This is a genomic window from Hafnia alvei (assembly GCF_900095695.1).
GTDB classification, from domain to species: Bacteria; Pseudomonadota; Gammaproteobacteria; order Enterobacterales; family Enterobacteriaceae; genus Hafnia; species Hafnia alvei_B.
Genome location: NZ_FMIQ01000011.1, coordinates 24,369 through 47,001 on the forward strand (window position 1 = coordinate 24,369; position 22,633 = coordinate 47,001).

Annotated in this window: 24 protein-coding genes; 23 read left to right on the forward strand and 1 reads right to left on the reverse strand. The window is 47.6% G+C overall.

The genetic code is table 11. From position 1 onward, the window contains the following. Positions 1-15 precede the first annotated feature (15 nt). From BN1044_RS04445 to BN1044_RS04550, 22 genes are all read left to right on the forward strand, one after another. Complete coding sequence (locus BN1044_RS04445; RefSeq protein ID WP_072307735.1) at positions 16-1,476, forward strand: terminase; 1,461 nt, start codon at positions 16-18, stop codon at positions 1,474-1,476. A 12-nt stretch (positions 1,477-1,488) separates the two neighbouring features. Next, on the forward strand, positions 1,489-2,952 hold the full coding sequence (locus tag BN1044_RS04450; RefSeq protein ID WP_072307715.1) for a DUF1073 domain-containing protein: 1,464 nt from the start codon (positions 1,489-1,491) through the stop codon (positions 2,950-2,952). Next, the gene (locus BN1044_RS04455; RefSeq protein WP_072307716.1) at positions 2,885-3,892 is read left to right on the forward strand and encodes a phage minor head protein; all 1,008 of its coding nucleotides are present in this window, start codon (positions 2,885-2,887) and stop codon (positions 3,890-3,892) included. Before BN1044_RS04450 ends, BN1044_RS04455 begins: the two co-directional genes overlap by 68 nt. Then, positions 3,889-4,110 carry a hypothetical protein gene (locus BN1044_RS04460; protein WP_072307717.1) on the forward strand — a complete coding sequence of 74 codons (222 nt, stop codon included), beginning with the start codon at positions 3,889-3,891 and terminating at the stop codon, positions 4,108-4,110. The genes BN1044_RS04455 and BN1044_RS04460 overlap by 4 nt, the downstream gene beginning before the upstream one ends. Positions 4,111-4,121: 11 nt before the next feature. Next, positions 4,122-5,498 carry a DUF2213 domain-containing protein gene (locus tag BN1044_RS04465; protein WP_072307718.1) on the forward strand — a complete coding sequence of 459 codons (1,377 nt, stop codon included), beginning with the start codon at positions 4,122-4,124 and terminating at the stop codon, positions 5,496-5,498. Then, a complete protein-coding gene (locus BN1044_RS04470; RefSeq protein WP_072307719.1) occupies positions 5,498-5,959 on the forward strand; it encodes a hypothetical protein in 462 nt (153 codons plus the stop codon). The genes BN1044_RS04465 and BN1044_RS04470 overlap by 1 nt, the downstream gene beginning before the upstream one ends. Beyond that, on the forward strand, positions 5,956-7,005 hold the full coding sequence (locus BN1044_RS04475; RefSeq protein WP_072307720.1) for a major capsid protein: 1,050 nt from the start codon (positions 5,956-5,958) through the stop codon (positions 7,003-7,005). Before BN1044_RS04470 ends, BN1044_RS04475 begins: the two co-directional genes overlap by 4 nt. 32 nt (positions 7,006-7,037) lie before the next feature. Further along, entirely contained in the window at positions 7,038-7,352 is a 315-nt protein-coding gene (locus BN1044_RS04480) for a hypothetical protein (RefSeq protein ID WP_072307721.1), read from the forward strand. A gap of 2 nt (positions 7,353-7,354) precedes the next feature. Then, positions 7,355-7,732 (forward strand): DUF7370 family protein, encoded by a 378-nt coding sequence (locus tag BN1044_RS04485; protein ID WP_072307722.1) that lies wholly within the window; start codon positions 7,355-7,357, stop codon positions 7,730-7,732. 2 nt (positions 7,733-7,734) lie between these two features. Continuing rightward, positions 7,735-7,905, forward strand: a complete 171-nt coding sequence (locus BN1044_RS04490; RefSeq protein ID WP_072307723.1) for a 50S ribosomal protein L13 — start codon at positions 7,735-7,737, stop codon at positions 7,903-7,905. Continuing rightward, positions 7,902-8,249 (forward strand): hypothetical protein, encoded by a 348-nt coding sequence (locus tag BN1044_RS04495; protein ID WP_072307724.1) that lies wholly within the window; start codon positions 7,902-7,904, stop codon positions 8,247-8,249. The genes BN1044_RS04490 and BN1044_RS04495 overlap by 4 nt, the downstream gene beginning before the upstream one ends. Positions 8,250-8,251: 2 nt before the next feature. After that, on the forward strand, positions 8,252-8,692 hold the full coding sequence (locus BN1044_RS04500; protein ID WP_072307725.1) for a hypothetical protein: 441 nt from the start codon (positions 8,252-8,254) through the stop codon (positions 8,690-8,692). Further along, the gene (locus BN1044_RS04505) at positions 8,689-9,072 is read left to right on the forward strand and encodes a phage tail termination protein (RefSeq protein WP_043494603.1); all 384 of its coding nucleotides are present in this window, start codon (positions 8,689-8,691) and stop codon (positions 9,070-9,072) included. Before BN1044_RS04500 ends, BN1044_RS04505 begins: the two co-directional genes overlap by 4 nt. Before the next feature lie 64 nt (positions 9,073-9,136). Beyond that, complete coding sequence (locus BN1044_RS04510; protein WP_072307726.1) at positions 9,137-9,886, forward strand: phage tail tube protein; 750 nt, start codon at positions 9,137-9,139, stop codon at positions 9,884-9,886. A gap of 59 nt (positions 9,887-9,945) precedes the next feature. After that, complete coding sequence (locus BN1044_RS04515) at positions 9,946-10,617, forward strand: DUF6246 family protein (RefSeq protein WP_072307727.1); 672 nt, start codon at positions 9,946-9,948, stop codon at positions 10,615-10,617. A 64-nt stretch (positions 10,618-10,681) separates the two neighbouring features. Further along, positions 10,682-11,152 carry a hypothetical protein gene (locus BN1044_RS04520; RefSeq protein WP_043494594.1) on the forward strand — a complete coding sequence of 157 codons (471 nt, stop codon included), beginning with the start codon at positions 10,682-10,684 and terminating at the stop codon, positions 11,150-11,152. A gap of 58 nt (positions 11,153-11,210) precedes the next feature. Then, entirely contained in the window at positions 11,211-14,153 is a 2,943-nt protein-coding gene (locus tag BN1044_RS04525) for a tail protein (tape measure) (protein WP_072307728.1), read from the forward strand. A gap of 1 nt (position 14,154) precedes the next feature. Continuing rightward, a complete protein-coding gene (locus tag BN1044_RS04530) occupies positions 14,155-14,652 on the forward strand; it encodes a hypothetical protein (protein WP_072307729.1) in 498 nt (165 codons plus the stop codon). A gap of 2 nt (positions 14,653-14,654) precedes the next feature. Beyond that, a complete protein-coding gene (locus BN1044_RS04535) occupies positions 14,655-15,125 on the forward strand; it encodes a DUF1833 family protein (RefSeq protein ID WP_046360880.1) in 471 nt (156 codons plus the stop codon). Positions 15,126-15,128: 3 nt separating this feature from the next. Beyond that, positions 15,129-15,560: an NlpC/P60 family protein gene (locus BN1044_RS04540; RefSeq protein ID WP_072307730.1), complete on the forward strand. Its 432-nt coding sequence runs from the start codon at positions 15,129-15,131 to the stop codon at positions 15,558-15,560. Then, on the forward strand, positions 15,508-17,973 hold the full coding sequence (locus tag BN1044_RS04545; RefSeq protein ID WP_072307731.1) for a host specificity factor TipJ family phage tail protein: 2,466 nt from the start codon (positions 15,508-15,510) through the stop codon (positions 17,971-17,973). The genes BN1044_RS04540 and BN1044_RS04545 overlap by 53 nt, the downstream gene beginning before the upstream one ends. A 56-nt stretch (positions 17,974-18,029) precedes the next feature. Further along, positions 18,030-20,624, forward strand: a complete 2,595-nt coding sequence (locus BN1044_RS04550) for a tail fiber/spike domain-containing protein (protein WP_072307732.1) — start codon at positions 18,030-18,032, stop codon at positions 20,622-20,624. Between the two features lie 47 nt (positions 20,625-20,671). Here the strand turns inward: BN1044_RS04550 and BN1044_RS04555 are convergent, their stop codons facing one another. Next, positions 20,672-21,754, reverse strand: coding sequence for an acyltransferase family protein (locus BN1044_RS04555; RefSeq protein ID WP_023281007.1), 1,083 nt, complete (start codon positions 21,752-21,754; stop codon positions 20,672-20,674). 360 nt (positions 21,755-22,114) lie between these two features. Between BN1044_RS04555 and BN1044_RS04560 the strand changes: the two genes are divergently transcribed. Continuing rightward, positions 22,115-22,492, forward strand: coding sequence for a HumD family translesion DNA polymerase (locus tag BN1044_RS04560; protein ID WP_072307733.1), 378 nt, complete (start codon positions 22,115-22,117; stop codon positions 22,490-22,492). Positions 22,493-22,633: the final 141 nt, after the last annotated feature.

Genomic DNA, 22,633 nt, shown 5'->3' on the forward strand with positions numbered 1-22,633 from the left:
CAGCGTTTTGCGGAGATGAAAAAGAACCTTAAAAATAGGTTCTGGCGATTAAACAATCTTTATTACATCACCGATAAGAGTGGTAAGAAAATTAAGTTCAGGATGACGCCTGAGCAGCTTGAGTATTTTGATGGGATGCACACGCGCAACATCATCCTCAAGGCCCGTCAGTTAGGATTTACTACTCTAGTTTGTATTGTTCAGCTTGATGCGGCGCTGTTTGAGTCCGCAAAGTGTGCGCTGATAGCTCACACGCTGAATGATGCTAAACGCCTATTTCGCGAGAAAGTGAAATACGCATATGACAACCTCCCAGCGATCATCAGAAAAGCTAACCCAGCAAAGAATGACTCTGTTGGGGAGTTAGTGTTCAATAATGGCGGGTCAGTCTACGTAAGCACATCATTCCGTGGCGGCACACTGCGCTACCTACATGTTTCCGAGTTCGGGAAGATATGCGCTAAGTATCCAGACAAGGCTCGTGAGATTGTCACTGGTGCGTTTGAAGCGGTATCCACTGATTGTTTCACGACAATCGAGAGCACCGCCGAGGGGCGCGCTGGTTACTTCTTTGACTACTGCCAGACGGCAGAGAAAGCGGCGATACAGAAGAAAGCATTATCTAACCTCGACTGGAAGTTCTTCTTCTTCTCATGGTGGAAGAATCCACTCTATGCCATCGACCCAGTAGAGCAACTACCAGAACGGCTCTGCGAATACTTTGCTGAGCTACAGGGTAAGTACGGAATAGTGCTGAATGAGCGCCAGAAGGCGTGGTATCTCGCGAAAGAGAAAACGCTCGGCGACGACATGAAGCGTGAATATCCTTCGATACCCCCTGAAGCATTCCAACAGTCAGTTGAAGGCGCGTATTACGCCAAACAATTCCGCTGGCTGTACGAGAATGGCCGAATCGGCAAGCTACCAGACAACTCACACCTACCGGTTCACACGTTCTGGGATATCGGCGTGGGCGACTCCACGGCAATCTGGTTCGTGCGTGAAGTTGGTGAAGAGTTTCATGTCATCGACTACTACGAGAACTCTGGTGAGGGTCTGAGGCACTACATGAAGGTGCTGAAGGATAAAGGCTACGAGTACGGCGAACACTGGGGACCGCATGACATAGATAACCGTGAGTTTGGGTCTGACGCGAAGTCTCGCCGCGAGCTGGCCAGAGAGGGCTATGAGATTGACGGGCAGATGTACACGATGACATTCAGAGTCGTGCCAAAAGTTGGTGTTGATACCGGCATTGAATCAGTCCGTGAAATTCTACCGCGCTGCGTTTTCGATGAAGATAAGTGCTCTGAAGGCATATCTCATCTGGAAGGTTACCGCAAAGAGTGGGATGACAAGCGCGGATGCTGGAAAGATAAACCACTTCATGACTTCACATCACACGGTTCCGACGGATTCCGTTATTTCGCAGTAGCGAAGAACAACCGCAAGCAGATCGGCACAGTATTCTTTTAAGGAGCATCGCCAGTGAGCGAACAAAATAACGGCCTTCAGATGGCTGTGAACAACCTCGCCACTGAAATGCGGCGAGCTAACTACCTTAATTCCATCGGAATTGGTGGTGGTAATACAAAGCGCCCGACGCTTTACCATGAATTTGGATATCCGCGCACGATAACCTTCAACGACTTCTACAACATGTACCGCCGCAACGCTGCTGGTTTCGCTGTGGTGCATCGTCTACTTGATGGTTGCTGGCAAGATTATCCAATCATCGTTGATGGTGACGAAGCTCAGGAGGCTGAAAAAACAAACGCCTGGGAAAAGAACGTTACCAAATTTATGAAGAAGTGGTGGCCAAAGGTGAAGGACGCCGATCGCCGCAACATGGTTGGGCGCTATTCTGCGTTGCTTCTGCAGGTTAAAGATAATCGTGACTGGGATCAGGAAGTTAACACGGCCTTGGTTAAAAGCCTGGGGGAGGCCGCTCTCGTTAAGCTTATTCCAGTATGGGAGCCGCAGCTAACCGTCGCTGAGTGGGATAATGACAGGCAGTCTGAAACGTTCGGTCAACCCAATATGTTCAACTTCAACGAGCAGCCGGTTGGTGATGAGGCTTTCGTTGGGCCGATGCGAGGGGAGCCGGTACACCCGAGCCGCGTAATTCTGTTCTGTGAAGGATCCGAGGATGACAATGTCCTGTCTGGCATCCCTCTGCTTGAAGCTGGCTACAACAAAGGCCTCGACCTTGAGAAAGTATCAGGAGGTGGGGCAGAAGGCTTCCTTAAGAACGCTAGTCGTCAGATTGCCGTTGAGTTCAGCAAAGAAACCGACATGAACACGCTGGCTGACCAGGCTAAGAAAGCTGGATATGCCGACCTCGGCGAAGCAATGGGCGACAAGGTTAACAAACTTAACCGAGGCACCGACGCTGCAGCAGTTATGCAGGCTGGACAAATGCACGTTCTGAGTGTGACACCTGGTGATCCGGGACCGACGTGGGAAGTCACCGCGAACGAGTTGGCGGCATCAGTACAAATCCCGTTCACAATTCTGTTCGGTCAGCAGACCGGGCGACTGGCTAGCGACGAGGATAAAACAGACTGGGCAATTCGTCGTAATACTCGCCGCAATGGCTTCCTGACTGACCGCATCACTGCACTGCTTGAACGCTTATGGACGCTGGGAGTTATTGAACCACCGACAAAAGGCGAGGTAACCATCTCATGGAGCGACCTGCTAGCACCCGGCGAGAAAGAGAAAATCGAGAATGCTTCTAAGCTTGCCGACATCGTGCAGAAAACATCTGGCTTCTATGGTGGTGAACCACCATTCACGGCCAATGAGCTGCGCGAGATTGTTGGGCTTGACCCACTGCCTGATCCGCAAGAGCCACAGAAACCTTATGAGAAGGTGACAACCGATGATCCACTGGCCGATGACACCAGAACAGACGGCAAAGGTGGGGCTACCGATAGTTCCGCGCAGTAAGGTTGACCCTACGCGCTCGGCGAAGCAAGTGAATGCAATGTTTCGTGATATCGAGGAAAGGTATCTCGGCATCAAGCGCTCGCTGAAAGCTTTGTTCGACCAGCGCCTGACCGGGCGAGAGCGAGAGGTAAATAGCCATAACTGGCACTTTCTTTGCCACGATAACGGCGAGGATATGCGGCTCTACCAAGTCAACGCTGGCAAGTTCATCTACGACATGTCGGCGCAAGAGCTGGCTGACCTGCTAGAGGCTGTGCAGGGCATTCTCGACGATTACCTGCTGGATGGCGGAGAACAAAACCTATGGGCGATGGATTTCGTCGCCGTAGAAGCACAGCGCGGCACACTGGAGGCATTCAACAACCTCTCGCAGCAGTCGCAGGTATACGCCAGCCAGACGACGTTACAGCAACTTTTAAACAGCCCTGGTTATCTAAACCAGATTGCAGCGGCAAGGCTGACAACGTTCAGTGACTGGAAAGTCATCAGCGATACAGCTCGCGGCGACCTGATCAACATCATCACCGACGCAGTGGCTCGCGGCGTGAATCCTCGCGAGACGGCCAGCGTTATCAGCAAGCGTCTCGATGTCAGTATGTCGAAGGCCAAGACCATCGCTCAGACTGAGCAGGTTGGTGCGCTGCGAGAGGCCCAATGGAATGAAACAGACTGGGCTGCTGACCGGCTAGGTCTTAATACTGGGCTGCTGTGGCTGTCAGCGCTTAAACCAACTACGCGCTCCTGGCACGCCAGTCGCCATGGAAAAGTCTACACCACTGAAGAGGTGCGAGACTTCTACGCCGAGAACGGCAACCGGTATAACTGCTACTGCAGCCAGATTCCGGTTCTGCTAAACGACGACGGCAGCATCTTCAATGAAGGTTTGGCTGATAAGTTGGCAGCAGAGCGTAAGCAGTGGACAACTAAGGAGGCCGCATGATCGCAGTCATCACCCTGTTTTTACTGATCATCGTGGTAGGTATCGTAATTGCTGCCAGTCAAGGAGCTCTTGAAACTTGCTCCTGCCGTCGCTGCGGTAAATATATTCCTGCGCCAGCTAGGTTTTGCGAACGCTGCCGGCCAGCACCATTGAGCGGGTATCAACCGAGTAAAACAACCTCATTAGGCAAAGTGATGCCACCACCCAAAAACCGATAAGAGGACGCCACGTGAAGCTATCCAGCATCCACGTTAAATCCCTCGCCATCAACGCCTCCAACATCTCAACGACAACCATCAACGGTCAGGAACACTACGTCATTCGTGGTGCGGTCCCTATCGTCGATGACATCGTGATGAATGGTGGCCTGTACCCGGCGGAGGAGATTAACAACAGTTACCTGACGATGGAGCGAAAGTTAATGCCGATCGGTCACCCGATGGTGAACGGTAAATACGTCAGTGCTAACGACCCACAAGCAGTCAACGATTACTACGCTGGGGCATGGGCGCAGAACGTAAGCAAAGCCAACGATAAAGTCGTGATGGACGTTTACGTCAACAAAGCTGTCGCTGATACCAAACCTGACGGTAAGCGCCTTATTCAGCGTCTGGACGACATGATTACCGGCAACAATGCCGACCCCATTCATGTATCCACCGGACTGCTGCTGAACAAAGAGCAAAAATCAGGTGAGTCGAAGCAGAAGAAATATGCATGGGTAGCTCACAACATGCAGTTCGACCACATCGCAATCCTGCTTGATGAGCCTGGTGCCGGAACACCTGATGAAGGCGTGGGGATGTTCGTGAACGCTGACGGACAAGAGGCAGATGTTGAATCGACGAGCCTAATCGAATCGGCTAACAGCATGAAAGACGGATGGTGGAACAAAGTTAAGTTCTTCATGAGTAACGCTTCAGAGATGTCTTTCGACGATATCTACCAGGCGTTACGTATGTCAATCAAGCAGGACGACAAGAAGTGGCGCTATGTCGTCAGTGTCTGGCCTGACCATTTTGTTTACGAAGAGGATGGAGGTAACACCAAACCTAAGCTCTTCGATCAGAAGTATCTCATCTCTGACAAGGTTGTAACGCTTGTTGGCGATCCCTTAGAAGTCGTGCGCAAGCCAACCGAGTACGAAGAAGTAAAAACCACAAATAAGGAACTAAACCCGATGAAAGAAAAGATGATCGCCGCGCTCAATGCCGCAGGCGTTAAAACCGAGGGGCTGACCGACGATCAGGTCTGGGACGCCTATAACCAGCAAGCGCTGAAGAAAGAAGGTGGTGGTGACCCAGGTCAGCCTCAGATTAACTCTGAAGCTATTACCGCGGCTGTCAATCTGGCGTTGAAACCACTGACCGAGGAGATCAGCACCCTGAAAACTCAATTGCAGGCCAACGCCGAAAAAGACCTAAAAACGAAGCGTGAAGCGGTAAAGACGAAATTCCCATTCATGACCGAATCTGCGATCAACTCGCTTTCAGGCGATGCGCTGAACGACATGTATTCACAGTGCCAGACCAGCACCGGTCTTAACCCTGCTTTTCAGGGTAACAGTGCACAAAGCGATATTCTCACCATGGAGGCACCTGAATAATGGCACTCGCTCCTCGTTTCCATACCGTAATCGCGGGCCCCGCCCGTAAGAATGACCCGCAGGTCATTGAAGCAATCATGGCTGCTGATGTTATGCCTGGTTCTCTTGTGATGCTAGACAGCACTGGGAAGTTGGCAGTTCACTCTACTGCCGGTGGAGCAGGCGTTGCTCTGGCACTTCAGCATAACTATATCGGTGGTGGCGATATTCGTGATGCCGTTCCTGCCGGTGACACTGGCGCAGCAATCATGTGTGAAGACGATGTTGATTATCACATGAGAGTTAAGGCCGGCGAGGTACTGCTGGAGAACGAAGGCTTAGTATCTGCTGGTGACGGCACACTCAAGAAATCAGCTGCTCCAGACACTGATGTTGTCCTCTTTTACTCACGCGAAAAAATCACTGTTGGCGCTGAAGTTCAGCTTGTTAAAGTTCGCAAATCAGGGAAAGCAACCGCATGATCGTATTCAATAAGAAGTTGGTCACCGAATATAACCAGGTGAAACAGGCGTGGAATCAGCTGCTGATGCAGCGCGAGTCCTTCAACGTTAATCAGAAAAACATTTCTGCACAGTACGGTGGTGCATTGGAGGTTAACCAATCGGCGCTGATCTCCAAAGATTACTGGCGCGAAGTGGACAATATCACTACCCGCGTATTCCGTAACGACGAAGGTAATGGTTTGCTAGATGACCTGTTGGGTCTTGGTACGCCGATCTCCATCGGTAAGACCGCCGCCCTGTACCGAGTATCAAGTGATGCTGGTAAGGTTCACCGTACCCTCACCGGTCACGTTCCGGAAGAGTTGGATAAAGTCATCTACGATGAAGCTGGCGACCCAATTCCAATCTTCAACACTGGATATAGCCGTGAATGGCGTGAGTGGAACGGCATGCAGTCAGAGAACCTAGACGCTATGGCTGATGATCAGGAGGCGCATGTTGCCGCCATCCGTGAGGACATGGCTGATTATATGTTGTCGGGTGACGCTAAGGTGAAGGTGAAAGGTTACGTCGGCGCGGGTATTATCAACCATGCTAATACCAATCAAGTGGATTTAAGCGCATCCGGCCTGAACATCGACCTAACCACTTCAACGCCTGATCAAACCGTCGCATTCTTCACTGGTCCGTTTGCTAAGTTGCTTGATGACAATTACGTACAGGAAAAGGTTAAGTTATGGGCCTCTCCTGACATCATGCGTAACCTGAACAAGCCATATTCTGACGCTGCTGGCTTTAAAGAAGGCACAGTGCTGGAGTATATCCTGCGTTACGGCCGTATTGAGTCTGTTAACCAGACCTTCAAGCTGACTGGCAACCACTTCATTGCGTATGTGCGCAACTCTCAGTACATCAAAACACGCATTGCGGCCCCAGTGGGCACCTTCATGATCCCGCGCCAAAATCCGTTCGATAACTACAACACTCTGGTTTGGAGTGCTGTCGGTCTGCAGATTAAGCGCGATTTTAATGGCCGCTCGAAAGTATTCAACGCACAGGGTTAAGGGGCTTCGGCCCCTTTTCTACGGGAGAGATCATGAAAAAGTTAAAAGTCGAGAAAGCTGGCTGCTGGGGAGTGATTGATGGTGTTTTTCAGCAACTTCCGGTTGGTCACGAGTTCGTCGCTGTAGATGTACCGGCAGCGTTCGCTGGTCGAGTATCTATCATGGCTGAAGTTGGTACGCAGGAGTTGGAAGTAGCGACGCCAGGCGATAATTCTGCAGAGCAGCCAGAGCAGCCAGAGCAGCCAGAGCAGCCAGAGCAGCCAGAGCAGCCAGAGCAGCCAGAGCAGCCAGAGCAGCCAGAGCAGCCAGAGCAGCCAGCCACTACCAAATCGAAGAAGGGTAAATAAATATGGTTAACCCAATTACAGAGGCAGACGTGCAACAGTTTCTCGGTGAGTTGGGTTATTCCATACCATCAGCTCTGCTGGAGCCGATTCTATGCGTCGTAAACAAGATTATTCCTTGCCTCAATGGTGCTGGATATGACGATTGCTCCGCAAAACTCATCCTGATGTATGCAGCTGCATTAATGGCTACATCGTCTGGTGCACGCCGTATTAAATCGCAGGGTGCTCCGTCTGGTGCGTCCCGTTCCTTTGAGTATGGTGATGACAGTATCACCTGGCTGCGAGACTCGCTGGCGAAACTCGATACCAGCGGATGCACCAGTGAGCTACCGATTAGTGCAGGTAACAGCGTTGGCCTATTCATGGTTGTCGGGGGTTGATGATGGCGTGGATTGACGTAACAGAACGCAGTCCGAAACCATTCTCTCGTGTATGGGTTCGCACCGATACCGGACGTGAAACCACCGGCTACGTGAATAGCTCCGGTGAGTGGGTGATTAGCTGCAAGCGCATTCGTGATAGCGGCGCGAAAGTTGAGAGGTGGCGAGAATGACAGCGACAGCCAACTGGAGCTATACCGCACAAGCAACAATCTGGCGTAGCATCGGAACTGACGATTATGGCGATCCGCTTGGCTGGTCTGCTCCAGAAATCATCATGTGTGATTACGAGAGCGGGCTGAGTAAGCGCATTGGCAGCCTAGGCTCAGAAATCGTCGTTAAAAATACGATATGGACTGAGTATTCATCAGCCACCGCTGGAGATTACTTGTTATTTGGTGAATCGGCAGAATTAGACCCTGTAGCGGCTGGTGCTGACGAAATTAGACAGGTAATTAGATACGCAGATACCTTTGAGCGGTTAGCCGATGATTACGCATTAATCACAGGTGTATAGCCATGGGACTCAAGGTGAAGGGAATATCTAACGCCAAAAAGAACCTCAACGATTTGATTAATGACGTTAAGGGGCGCAAGGCCGTTAGAGCGATTCAATCAGCGCTTATTCTTGGTTCAGCCCGAGCGGCATATTACACGCCCATTGATACATCTACCCTTATCAACTCTCAGTTTAGAGAAATGGACTTTAGTGGCTTGCTGATTACTGGGCGGGTTGGGTACTCTGCAAACTATGCTGCTTATGTTCACGAGATGTCAGGCAAGTTAAAAGGTCAACCTCGTGCGCACTTTGGTAAAACACGAGAAGGTAAATCATTTGGCGGCGGAACGGAAAAAGGAAATTACTGGGACCCTCACGCCGAACCGCAATTCCTGAGCAAAGGGTTTGATGAGGAGAGAGAGGCCATCGATAAGGTGATGTTAAAGGAGCTCTCGTTATGATCCCAATGATGTATGAACGTGTCAGGAATATGTTTGTCAATGCGGGACTAACGGATGGGTTTACTGACCAGTTGCTAATGTTCGACGATCCAAAAGACCCATCAAAGGCTGTAATGGTTTTCAGGTCTAACGGTGGATCAGCGATTCGTAACGACCTAGGCGCAGAGCATTACGTTTTGGTCGATGTCGTGGGTGCTAGGACGAAACGAAACGAGGCTGCTCTGGCAGTACAACGCATTATTGACTACATCCAACAGCATCCAATGGCTGATGAATGTGTCGGATATATTCAAAACATGGGGGCCATACCAGCACCAGTGCTAACTGACGAAGGTCGGATTGTATTTCGTTTGCAGTTCTCATGCACTTACGGCGAATAGCCAGAAACATATTAAATCACCCGCTTCGGCGGGTTTTCTTTTTTATACGAAAGAGGAATCACAAATGGCTAATTGCCAAAATTCGAATGAGCGCCTATTCGGCGGTGCAGTCGTTCTTGAGGTTGCTGATGGCTGCGCAGATACAGTTCCGTCAGAATCCGAATGGAAAGCGTTGGCCGCTGGCACATCCAAGGGCTTCGACTTCAACCCAAACACTGTCACGTCTGACGCAGATGATGGCGGCGGTTACGTTGAAACCATCATCACCAACAGTGATTTCACCATCTCGTTTGAAGGTGAGGTTCGCAAGAAAGACAAACTGGATCAGTACGGTGTCGGCAAGTTCATCGAATATTTTGCCGGTGAGCTTAAAGCTAAGCGTCAGCCAGGTATTTGGGTGCGCATGGATTACGGCCCTGTTGAGTTTGTTGGGTATATGAACATCACAGCGCTGAGCTCAGATGGTGGGACTAACGATATCGTTACTTTCTCTACTGAGTTCAAGGTTGGCGATGCAAGCACAATCGAAGTGAATGCCGCTGATGCTTTAGCCTTCACCACAGATTTGACGCCCACAAAGTCAGTTGCAACTGGTTCTGCGCTGAATATGTCGGTTGTTGCCTCAGGTGGTGTCACTCCATACACCTACGTCTGGAAAAAGGATGGATCAGCTGTCAGCGGGCAGACTACGGCTACTTTTAACAAAGCCAGTGCGGCATCTGGAGATGCAGGTGTTTATACCTGCGAGGTAACTGATGCATCACTGCCGGCGCAGAAAATCACCTCTGCGGCATGCACCGTAACCGTCAGCTAGCAGCTATTACAAAGGGTGGCTGTGCTGCCCTTGATAATAACCGTTCACTGGAATGAGTCATGACAGCATTAATTGATATAGGAGAAGTTTCGATTAGTGATAGTCGAGACGGGGGAAAGGATTATTTATTAAGCCCATCATTTGAAGCCATGACGCGCATTGGAAATCCTAATGAAATTGTTGAGGCATACGCCATTGTCCATGGAAGTGAACTGAGCGGGTTTCTTACCGGATATGCGAGTGCTTTTGGGAGACTTCCTGATTGGCTTTCATCTTCGCTATACCGCGTGGCAGAGAAAATGCTTTCTACATCAATGAGGGTTATTCAGGCCTGTTGTCAGGATGATTTAGCGCCAATGATCGGAGAATGGAAGGGGTGGAGATCTTGTGTGGTGTATCGACCAGGTCAAATGCCACGAAATGACATCATTGTCATGGCGCAGCACTTACTACAGCACGGCGTTGTTGGAAAAGCGAAGGTAAGAAGATTGCAGCGCCATGAGACCGGAGAAACAACCAATTCGTTCAGTGCATTCGATTATATCAGCGCTGCACGGAGTCACTTCGGAATGAGTCGTGATGAAGCATCCAAATTAACGATGACAGAGTTCCAATTTCTGCTGGCAGCTAAGTACCCCGATCAGAAGGGATTCACTCGAGAAGAGTACGAGTCTGTAGCTGATGAATATCTGAAGAAACAGGCCGCGCGTCGGGCGAAGGAGAAGATATAATGCAGTTTGTTCATTGCCAGATCCCTGCTACTCTTTTGGCACATTTATCGAAGGGGATAGGGATATGAAGAAACTTTTAGTGGCTGCGATTCTTTTAATTGCTGCACCGTGTTTTGCGAACAATGCTGATGCTGTTTCTGCAGCAAGAGATGCGGTAACAAAGAACTTAGAATCTCGCTATAAGTCTGGTGAATGTGACAAATGGAAGTTGATGGCGTCAGGCGGCTCTATTGCAAAAGAGAGTGCTATCGCAAAATGTGATAATGACTTCAACCCTGAGTATGGACTGGATTTCAGCTCGTTAGATGTAAAAGGTTATGCGGGAAAAGAGTCGGTATGTGGTGTCGTTAGTGGAAGAACGGACCTCAGCAGAATAGGTGCTCGCTTCGTTTATGAGGTTAAAACAGGCCATGTGACGATCAAGCCTTCAAAATTCCCCATGGCATCACTTCGCTCATCTGGAGAGTTAGGCAAGAACCAAATCAAGATAGAAAACAAGCAATACGAATTAAATTACAACTTATATTGCAAATGACAGCTCTTAATTAAATAAACCTCGCTTCGGCGGGGTTTTTTATTGCCTGGAGAAAAATATGGCAGGTGAAAAAAGTGCCGGTAGCATCGTTTATGAAATCAGCGCCGACGTTGAGCCTCTGCTGCAAGGTGGGAAGCAGGCCATTGATGCTCTGGATAAATTAGATGCTGCCGCCCAGCAGTCAGGAAAGGGGATGGATAACCTAGACCAGAGTGCATCGCAAACCGGATCTGCGTTTACAGAACTTGCCGGTTACGCCAACTCCATGGACAACCAGTTGCGCAAGCTGAACACCAACGTCAGTGGTATTGCAAGAGCGATGGAAGAGGCTCGCAGCGGTACAGGGGGAGCCAGCAGTGAATTTAGCCGTGCCGAATCTATCATTGAAGCGCTAGGTAATCAGTTAGCGGTACTGGATGAAGCTCAGGAGAATGGCGCTCGTAGTGCTGCCGTACTTGCCGCTCAGTTGAGAGCTGGCTCAAAAGCTTCTGATGAAGAGAAGCAAAAAATAGGCGAGTTAACTGGTCGCCTTTTCGATATGAAGACTGGGGTAGAGACTGGATCAAAAAGCCATGGAAAATGGAAAACCAGTATGCAACAAGCTGGTTATCAGGTTCAGGACTTTATTGTACAGGTTCAAGGTGGGCAATCTGCGCTTGTAGCATTCTCACAGCTGGGGTCGCAGCTGGCGGGGGCGTTCGGACCCGGCGGAGCGGTTATTGGTGCCGTCATTGCATTGGGTACAGTCATCGCTGGTACGCTGATTACATCTTTAAATGGCGGCAAAAACGCCATGGATGCACTTAAAGATGCAGCAGAGGCAATGGATAAGGTTATTACCGTTTCCCAGAACGGGGTAGCCGCGCTGTCAGATAAATATGCTCTGCTGGCCAAGACGAATGCTGAGGTTGCTACGCTGATGCGCAACCAAGCACTTCTTGAATACAACGAGGCGATCAACAAAATCCCGAAAGCGATTAGCGATGCTTCCAGCTCACTTCTCTCCTTTGGTGACAAGGCGCTCTCTGCATTTTCCGGAGGATACGCTTCGGTTGATGGATTTAACGATCGCCTTTCTGCCCTGAATATCACGACCGATGATTACTCTCAGGCAATGAAGCAGGCTTTTGGAGCAGGACAGGCTTTCAATGCTACGACGATGAGCATTGGCAATACTGTTGGGGCAGTGGCAGATAAGTTCGGCATCTCAGAGCAGAAAGCATTCGAGTTCAGCAAGCAGCTTTCTGATATTGCTAAAAACCCTACTCCAGAGGCTTTGCAACGTCTTGCGGCGGAGTTGCAGAACACACAGAGCTCTACTGAGAAAGGCCAGACGGCGTTAACGGCATTCATTGGCACGTTGGTTAACCTGTCGCGCGAGGCTGTTACTGCGAAAGGCAACGTGGCGGCGCTTAAGCAGGAAACTGACAACCTAACCTCAGGGCAGAAAAACCTAATCAAGCAGTCCGAGCGTAATCTTGCGCTGTCAAAGCTTCAGGGAGAGGCGCGCGCGCGATTGCAGGCGCAATATGCTGCAGAAGATGCAGGGTTTGCGAAGGGTGATCCTCACGCTAAGCAGATGGAGGATGACGCTGCCGCTACGTACAAAAATACACAGGCGCAGAAGACACTTCAGTCAGAGCGTAAAAAAGGCGCTTCTCAGGCTGATTCTATTGCCCAAAAACTGGCGAACCTGAAACAACAGTCAGAACTCGCTGCTGACTCAACCAATAAACTGAGTCGTGAGCAGGCGATGCTCAATGCGGAGCAGTCACTTGGAAAAGGTGCTACTGAGTCGCAGATTGCGGAGGCCCGTCAATATGCAGCTGCAAAATGGGACACGGCCAACGCCATAAAAGCGCAGGCGGCAGCGGAGAAGCTTCTTCCTGAGAATAGAGAAAACGCAAGCTATAAGCAGGATATACAAGATTTAAATACAGCTCTTTCAGCTAAAAAAATTAGCCAAGAGCAATACAACCAAACAATGGAGCGACTAGAAGAATCGCATCAAGCTAATATTGCGAAAATTCGCGCACAGCAGGCAGTTTCTCCACAGCAGGAAGCATTAGGGCAGATAGACCCTGTCCAACAGTTAGCTAATGAACATGCTAAAAAGTTAGCTCTCATACAGCAGTTCGAAACTAAGAAGGGAGTTATCACAGCCAATGGACTGGCATTAATGAATGCTGCTAACACTGAGTATGAAGCACAGAGAACGGCTGCGCAGTGGGAGCTATTTTCTCAACAAAGTAAGGCTAATCAGATGCTAGCGTCTTCTCTTGATGCACTGGGTAATAACGCATCAAGCGCATTTGCTGGGATGCTAACTGGAACAGAAAGCGTAAGCGATGCAATGCGTGGTTTAGCTAACTCTGTTGTGAACCAGCTAATAAACTCATTTGTTCAAATGGGAGTCGACTGGGTTAAGTCTGCAATCATGGGGCAAACTGCAACCGTAGGCGCGGTGGCGGCTTCTACTGCAGCGCAGACCGCGGGCATTGCCACAACAACTACGGCAGGTGCAGCGGCAGCGGCGACGCAAACAGCGGCATGGACACCGGCAGCAATGCTTGCATCCATCAGTACATTAGGTGGAGCGGCAGCGATTGGTATCGGCGCGGTGGTTGGTGCTCTCGCGGTGGGAATTGCTGGGGCTCGTAAAAATGGCGGTCCAGTATCTGCAGGATCTATGTATCAGGTCGGTGAAGGAGGAATGCCTGAAATCTTCCGAGCCAGCAATGGCAGTCAGTACATGATACCGGGCGATAATGGCTCGGTTATAAGCAATAAGGACATTTCCAGCGGTGGCGGCGGCAACATTCAAGTGTCAGTAGTATTCAACGATTACACATCGGGAAGTCACTCATTCGATGCTCAGACATCGCAAGATGGCAACAATCTCACCATTCAGGCATTTGTCATGGACATGGATAACAAAGGGCCTATGCATTCTGCGATAACCCGCAATACCACAGCAACTTCACGCGCCACGGGGGGCTAAGATGGCTATTCCATATCCTGATTGGCTGCCACTGGCGCAGAAGTCTGACAAAAGTCCGGCGACAGATACCGGATTCAGAACAGATCAGCCTTTGGTAGGCGCGCCAATCTTCCAGAAGTTAACCGACGATTTAAAAACGTCATTCTCTCTCAAGTGGATATTCACGTTCACACAGCACCGTGCATTCATGCAGTGGCTGCGCAGTCCGAACTATCTGGATAACTGTAACCAGTGGTTCTCAATGCGGTTGAACAATGGCACTGGAGACACAGGCATAGAGTTGCAGGAGCTGCATTTTACGGCGTGGCCCACGTGGAACCAGACGGGAAATATTTTTACTTGGTCTGGAGATGTCATCTGCAGGAAGCTGAATAACGCTGATGATGAGTTTGACGACATCATTGTCGAGTTGCCGCCGCCTTGGGCTAGCTGGCTGGATATCATTGTCACTGGCTATCCTGATGACCGTGATCCGGAATCATTGCCGAGGGTGCCATAACAATGCCAACGCTAAGAGAGTATCGGGCTCAGCGCCCGAACCGGATAATCTACGAGACCATTGAGTTCCATCATGTATCTTTCGGTAGCTTTGAGCTAGTCAATAACCAAGTCTTCCCGAAGAAGCTCGGCGGAGTAGAGTACAAACCTTGCCGATTCGAGTTATCAGAAAGCCAGCAAAGCAGCACGCCAATCATCGATTCGACGGTTAAGTTCAGTCGTTTGGCTCAGGACTTTAAGCAGCAACTTAAAGCTTGGCGTTCATATAGCCGAGTCAAACCGATAACGACCACATACCGTTTGTTTGACTCCAAAGATATGACAACTGCGGTTAAAGCATGGACGTTGTACACAAAAGACTGTTCTCTCGATGCTGATAACGTCAACGTCTCTCTATCAATGACAAACCCACTCAATACAAACGTGGCCTTGCTGTATGACCCAGCAGATTGGCCCGGACTCGAAATCGGATAAGAAATGACTAAATCTGACTTTATCAAACGGATGATCGGCGTTCCGTGGGCTAACCGTGCCTGTTCCATGGAATCTTGTGACTGCTGGGGTCTAGTCGCGCTGTATTACAGGCATGTTCTCGGCAAAGAAGTGCATCACAAGGCTGGGTATGAAAGTAACCGTGATTTCCTTACCTGCTACAGAGAAGAAGTGGTGTTTTGGCAGCGGGAGAAAGTCCCCATCGAGGATGGCATTTTTGTTGGCTACATGGGGCGTAGAGCTGAGCATGTAGGTTTAGTGCTCAACGGTATGGCGTTGCATAGCCGCGGCCTCAATGGCTCTGTGAGGCTCGACAAACTGCGTGTAATGGAAAAAGTTTTCACTAAAGTGGAGTTTTATTCTTATGGCACTTCTAGAAATACAGCACTTACCGGGAGTGCCGAAGGAAAGGATTGATCTGCCAAATGGCTCAAACTTTTATAATTGGTTAGAGCAACAGGACTTTGCCAAGGATATTGTTATTGTTATTAATGGCAAAGTGGCAGACGAGGAGACCGAGCTTTCGTTTGAACTCACAGAACTACATCGCATCCAGATATTCGATCAGCCGCGCAGCATAGTCAGCGATATCCTGAGCCCAGTATTCAAACTCGTCACAAAAGTATTCTCGTTCTTAGCGCCTAAACCTTCATTCTCGACTTCTGCGGATAATAACGCAAAAGAAAGCCCAAATAATAAGCTGACCGGTCAAACAAATATCGCCCGCACATATCAAGCTAGACCTGATATTTATGGGCAGGTTCGCTCATTCCCAGACTTAATCCAGCAGTCTATGTTCGAATTTACTGGCAACATCAAGTACGTCACAGAGTGGATGAATTTCGGGATCGGGAACTACACGGTTGAGAGCGTGCGCTATTCAGAGTCCAGCCTCGGAGCTATCGCCGGAGCAAGTTACCAGTTTTATCCTCCCGGTACCGTTATTCCAGAAATCATTCAGGGATTTGAATTTGATGATGTTGACGGGCAAGAAGTGCTGGGGCCAAACGAAGACAACAGCGAGCAAGTCGCTACGGCAACAACGAATGATGTGGTGTCAGGAACAATCACTGGTACATCTGCCGCGGTTAAAATCGTGCAGTCATCAGATTTTGATTACTTCTATGACATCCCTAAGCCTCTACCAGTGCAAGTTACCGTCAACGTAACACGTCATTTAGCATCAGGTGATGTGACGGAGAATGTCACGTTTTCAGCGTCGTTGGATTCGGCTACTGAGTCAGATGATGGTGCAGTTATTGACCCTGTTAACTACTTCACATTCCAACTTTCATCAATCAACAGCCCTGTCGAGATTCCATCTGGATCGACAATCAATAACACGATATTCACGCTGACTGAAAACAAAGGGAATATATCCGGGCCATACTTCGCAGCAATCGAAGGTGATGAACTGTGGGTACATCTGCAGGCGCAGCTTGGTAAGCGCGAAGGCGCTGACTTCTTGATTGAGTATTGGGCTGTAAATGACGATAACGATAGGATATCTCCGAAGTACAGCTACTCAAGCTATGTTTTCAACGCTAGCGATAGTCGGGCTGATTATATATACGGCACATTCAAGTTCACGCCTCTGTATGGTAAGGCGCGATATGCTTTCCAGTTGCGAAAGACTAACAACAGTTCTGATAGCAATCTTCTGCAGATCGCCGAAGCGCACTCAGTAACACGCCGCAAGAATGTGACCTATCAGAACGATACGCTGGTAAAGGTAACGGTACGTGCTACTGAACAGGCTACAAGCTCACGTGATCGCAAATACAACGCACTCGTTACGCGTCACACAATCAGCTATGACATTAATACTCGCACAGTTGACTACACGCTCAGGCCGTCACGCAGCTTTGCCGATGCCGTTACTCATGAGTGGCTAGTGATAGGGAAGCAGCCAGCGGACACAATAGACCTGTACGAGCTTTACAGCATCTATCAGTCATTACCGGATCCGCGCCTTGGATACTTTGACTATACGTTTGACGATGAGGACACATCGCTTGGCAATCGTGTCGAGGCTATCTGCAACGCTGGCCGCGTCATTGCGTACTGGGATGATGGTGTGCTTACGTTCGCAAGGGACGAGCGCAAAGAGTTCCCGTCTGCTGTATTCAATCGTGCCAACCTCGTCTCTGATGAGTACAAAATCAGTTACGACATGACCATGCCCGGAGGATACGACGGTGTAGAAATTGAGTATGTCAGTCCAAAAACAAACAAGAAAACCTATATCCGATACCGCATCACAGACACAGGGATTGTTGAGCAAGCGGCATTATCTCCGTTGAAGATATCGTTGAGCGGGTGCAGAAACGAATATCAAGCAGAGGATAGAGCGCTTCTGGAAGTTAACCGGCTTATCAGCTCACGCATGAAGATGAACATGAAGACGCTCGCTGATGGTGAGTATGTTTCACCAGGTGAGATGATTGTTGTCGCTGATACATACGACACAAACCAGCAAGCTGGTTACATCGTCGCGAGGAACGGCAATAACTTTGATACTAGCGAGCAGATTAATTTCGCTGGTGACATGTATGTCAGGGTAACCGATTCGATCGGCAACTCTACGGAAAAAATCAGAGCATACCCACGCACAGACACAAAGTTTGGATTCACAGCCGAGGTGCCGAACATCACACTCAATATCTTTGATGGCTACAACGTTCAATCCCCATCCCGCTATGTAATCGCCACAACCGCAGAAATGGAGGCCATGCGCTGGCGAGTATCAGACAAGAAACCAAACTCAGACGGCACATTCTCCCTGACCTGTGACGAGTATTTCGACGCGAAACCAGACTATAACGTCTAACTAAAGCCAACTCTCAATAACCCAGCCATCGCGCTGGGTTTTTTTATGGAAAAATTATGGCCACTACTCCTACCAACCTACCAGTTCCAAGCGAATCACCACGCGACCTTAAGTTTAACGCGGGAAAAATTGACGAATTCGTTACATCTCCTGAGCAAGTTTATATCGATAGATTTGGCAAGGAGCATTATACGATCGAGGGAATTAATAGAATGGCTATACAAGCCATTCAGAGCCTTGGTTTCGTGACACTTGATTCATTTCAGGACGGGGCAACATTAACGTCACTTGATGAGGCCCTAAGGTGGAAACTCCCCGATGGCGATGGAAACTACTATCGCTGGGATGGGGCATATCCAAAAACTGTTCCTGCAGGGTCTACGCCCGATAACTCCGGTGGAATTGGGAAGGGTAAGTGGCTGAGCGTTGGAGACGGCAGCGCTCAGCAAATTATTTCCTATGAGGGAGTTAAACATAGCCAAAAAGGGCTATTTGCTGCAGGCGTTACGGTGTTCACGCCAACGGATGTGGTTCTGGATGCAGTGACAGGTTGGTTCTATAGCTATCTTGGCACTTTGCCGCATGTGATTGCGGTAGGTGAAGTTATTGATAGCAACTGGAAGGCTTTGGGTAACCTTAATGGCTTCGCTTACAACCATTTTTTAAATTGGCAGAATGAACTAGTCACGGATGAGCAGGCGTTAACAGCTGCATTTAATACGGGGTATGAGGTTGATTTATCTGGTGCCGTGGCAACAACGACCGTGAATTATACGATACCAGCCGGCTCTAAGGGCCTTAAGGGCGGGACGTTAATGCTTGGAGGGAGGCTATCTACAGTACCATACGACTTTGCTACTGCAGTGCTATTAACAGCATCTGTCAGGGCTGGTGTTTCTGTTATAAAGCTCGACGGCATCGACAGAACAGGGCAGCTAATCAGGTTTGATAATGGATATACCTTTTGCATTGATGATGCATTAGCATCTGGAGTTACTCCCGGGTCAATAGATGGTGCTGCGTTAACTAGTTCGCTTAACTCATATCAATCACAATATATTCAAGTTGTTAAAGTCATCGGACATACCTCAGCTGGCGAAGCAATTCTTGCTGAGCCGTTGGTTGTCAATCTTGTATCTGGAAAATCAAAATGGCAGCAGTGCACTGGTAACTTAACTCCATTTATTCTCTCAAAAGTAAGCGTAATTCCAACTGAAGGAACGCGCCGAACCCTATGGCTCGCGCAAGTTGATCTTGTTATCGAGCATTGTTATTTTAAAGATTGCACTGTTGAGATGCACTATGGATGTTACAATTCTCGATTTATTCACAACGACTACGTTATTACAACAAAAGATCATTTAGATAATGATCAGCCAAGAATCAGCTTTAGCATACAAAGCTCAGTAGCTGAAATAGCGCACAATAAAATATCTTCCACAGGCGTTGGTGACTCTGATATAGCAATATATAAGCAGATCGCTTATGCGAATGTTCATGATAACCAGATATCATCACCAATAATTGGTAATTCATGGTACACACTAGATCACTGGAGTATATACTTTCATAGCGCGGTTTATCACTGTCAAGCGCACAACAACAATACATCATCACAAACAGGAATAGGTGCTTTTGCTTTTTGCGATGACATTCAAATATCAAATAACTTAATAAAATGTAATATACTAATATCAGCATTCTCTAACACAGTGCTTTATCTTGATAATTCGGTAATATCAGAAGGTTCATCATCATTTATTGGAAATACAAGGCTAGTGGTTAGAGGGGGGCAGTGGCAGATTAGAGAAGGTGGACAGCGATTTGGGCTTCAACTATCTCCGGGGGCAAAGCCGTTTAATGCTTCTGGATTTAAAGTAATTGATTCTTCAGTTTTATCAGTTGATGGGGTATATTTTTACAGCACAAGCAAAAACCCATACTTGAACCCAAAAACATTGATGACGGTACCGACTCCGGGCTCCGATACTGTATTCCCAGTAAATGGGGCGCACCTCGCCAATCAGTCAGCTGGATTAAGCTTGTTCAACGTTAAACTCGATTTCATTGAGGTTAAAAACTGCACATTCCAAAACCTTAACTACGGAATAAATATATACCGAAGTAATAGCGGGTTGGGGCAGGTAAGGGTTGAGTTCGCTAACAATGATTTTAATTGTGATGCTGGAATATGCTTGAGGGGGACAGCAGGATTTAGACATTACTCTGGGTATATCTCAGATAATACCTTTGGCGTTGATTGCCTGTATGGCGTTATAAATGCAAACATCCAAGGTGTTGGGATTATTAACTGTAAGTTTATGTCATTCGGCGGTAGTGGGGTTCTTGTTGCCTCTGCATCAAACACGGCGCTACAGTGCGTAATGTCAACAAACTGCTCATTCGACGGCTCTTCTGGTAGTGGGTTTAAATATTATGATTTCAATGGAAATATAGGAAGCTATTCATTATCTCCAACGCAGTCCGGCTGTAACTTTTTACCTCATGGAATATGGTTCTATCAGCCATCAGAAAATATATTGACATCATCCGGAACAGGTTTTGAGTATTGCAACGCTACATATTATAACGGGTCGTCTTTTATTGGTGGGATAATTAAGAAACAAAATACAATAACGACAATACCATAATCAATTGGATGGTTGTAGGATTGCAACCATCCTCTTATTAAATAACGTTACTCCGTAACTGCTTTAAGTTTATTTCTCTTTGCAAGTTTCATGAAAGGCGCTTCAATGTATTTATTTGTAATGTGCGAAACACATATAGTTGAAATGAGCGCTAAGAGAATAAAAATATTATTAAATATAACATTCCCAAAGTCTATTATTCTTGAACTCCCCTCGTAGTGGCTGAAGTTCAATCCTAAAACCTTACCTATTATTATAGATATGAGTACGAAAAAATATAGAACAATGGAGTGAGACAAGTATATTGAGTAAGATAATTTACCAAGGTACTTCATAAATCTATTAATGATAACTTTCGAAATAACACCAGAATCATGGCTGAATATTATTATCGTGATGAAAAATGAAATTGAAACTCCAATGAACTTAAAACTGTATTCTTGAGTCACCGCAAAATAACAGGCTATAATCATGGGTATTTCCATGTATGGCATCTTTTTTATATAGTCTTTAATATAAAAAGCTAATGCGCCCAATGGGATGCAAATCATACCTCTCATTACATCGTTTGGATATGATTCCCTATGGTTAATAATTGCAATTGACAATGATGCAAGCAAAAATATCACTGTAGATGCTTTAAAATATCTGTGAGATATCAACACCCATAAAACAATATACATGTAAAATTCAATGCTAATGCTCCACGATGGGTATAAGAACCCATTACTTTTAACCCATGGAAGCCATGCCTGTGTTAGTGTGTAATAATATGGTATGAACTCAGGAGAGGAACCTCCAGTGAATGGGCTTGCTCCAAATTCTATTCCTAGCTTTGTGTTTGCAATATACTTTAATGATTCATTTACTACAGACACAGTCATTAAAACAAAAAACAAAGGATATATTCTAAAAAAACGAGTTGTTATGTAATTTTTGAAAGTTGTAGAAGTATTCGTATACTTCATTGCAATAACAAAACCGCTAAGTATAAAGAAAAAATCTACAAATGCATATGCATTTCTAGATATCGGTAGTTCCGTCACCGTCCCAGATACTCGTATGTGTATAAACATCACTAGGATTGCACAAATACCTCTAAAAATATCTAAAGATTCGATTCTTTTCATTTTTCAATGCCAAATTATTGTAATTAAAGGTGATAAGTTCTGGTCACCAAGAAACACGTTTAAGTTTTATGCTATTAAAATTACCGTGCCAATACCAATTATCTATGTAGGCGTGGTAGCCAGCTGAATGTTAAGGAAACAAACCCTATTAGTGTAGCACCTGAAAAACATTTGATCAGCCATTGATCGCATGAAGCCTTCACTTGCATGGGTAACATCTGTGCTATGTCTCGATTCATGAGATGCATTTTTATTCCCTTCTTAATCATAATCTTCCCACATTTCTTCGCTGTACTCCTTCACAACCGCCTACGCCATAAATGTACTGTATGCATAAGCAGTATATTTTATAGGTGACATATGGGCTTTCCATCCCCAGCAGCGGACTACGCAGACAAACCAATTAGCCTTGATGAGCTATGCATCAAAACACCGCATGCAACATACTTCATGAAGTGTCCAGATCATTGTCCGAGCGCCGGTGTGCTCAAAGATGCGCTATTGGTCATCGACAGTTCGAAGCGACCGGTCCACGGAAGCGTGGTGGTCGCGTCCCTCTGCGGAGAGTTCGTATTGCGTCGGTTGCTGACAATGCCGGTGCCATGCCTAGCCAAGTTGGAAAATTATGATGATGTGACGCTTGCTGATGAAGAGACGGGATTTGAGATATTCGGTGTTGTGACGCATGTAGTCAACGATATGACGATGAGCGAGTTCGATGACAACCCGTGCATTTGAGGTGGATGGGGCATATATGGGGCAAAAAATTACCGCAAACCACCTTAGAGCACAGTAATGCTTTTCGGTACTTTGCGGTAATGCAGTGCCTAAACTCAAATACAATGTACATAACCACAGTACTGAATACCCATACATCAC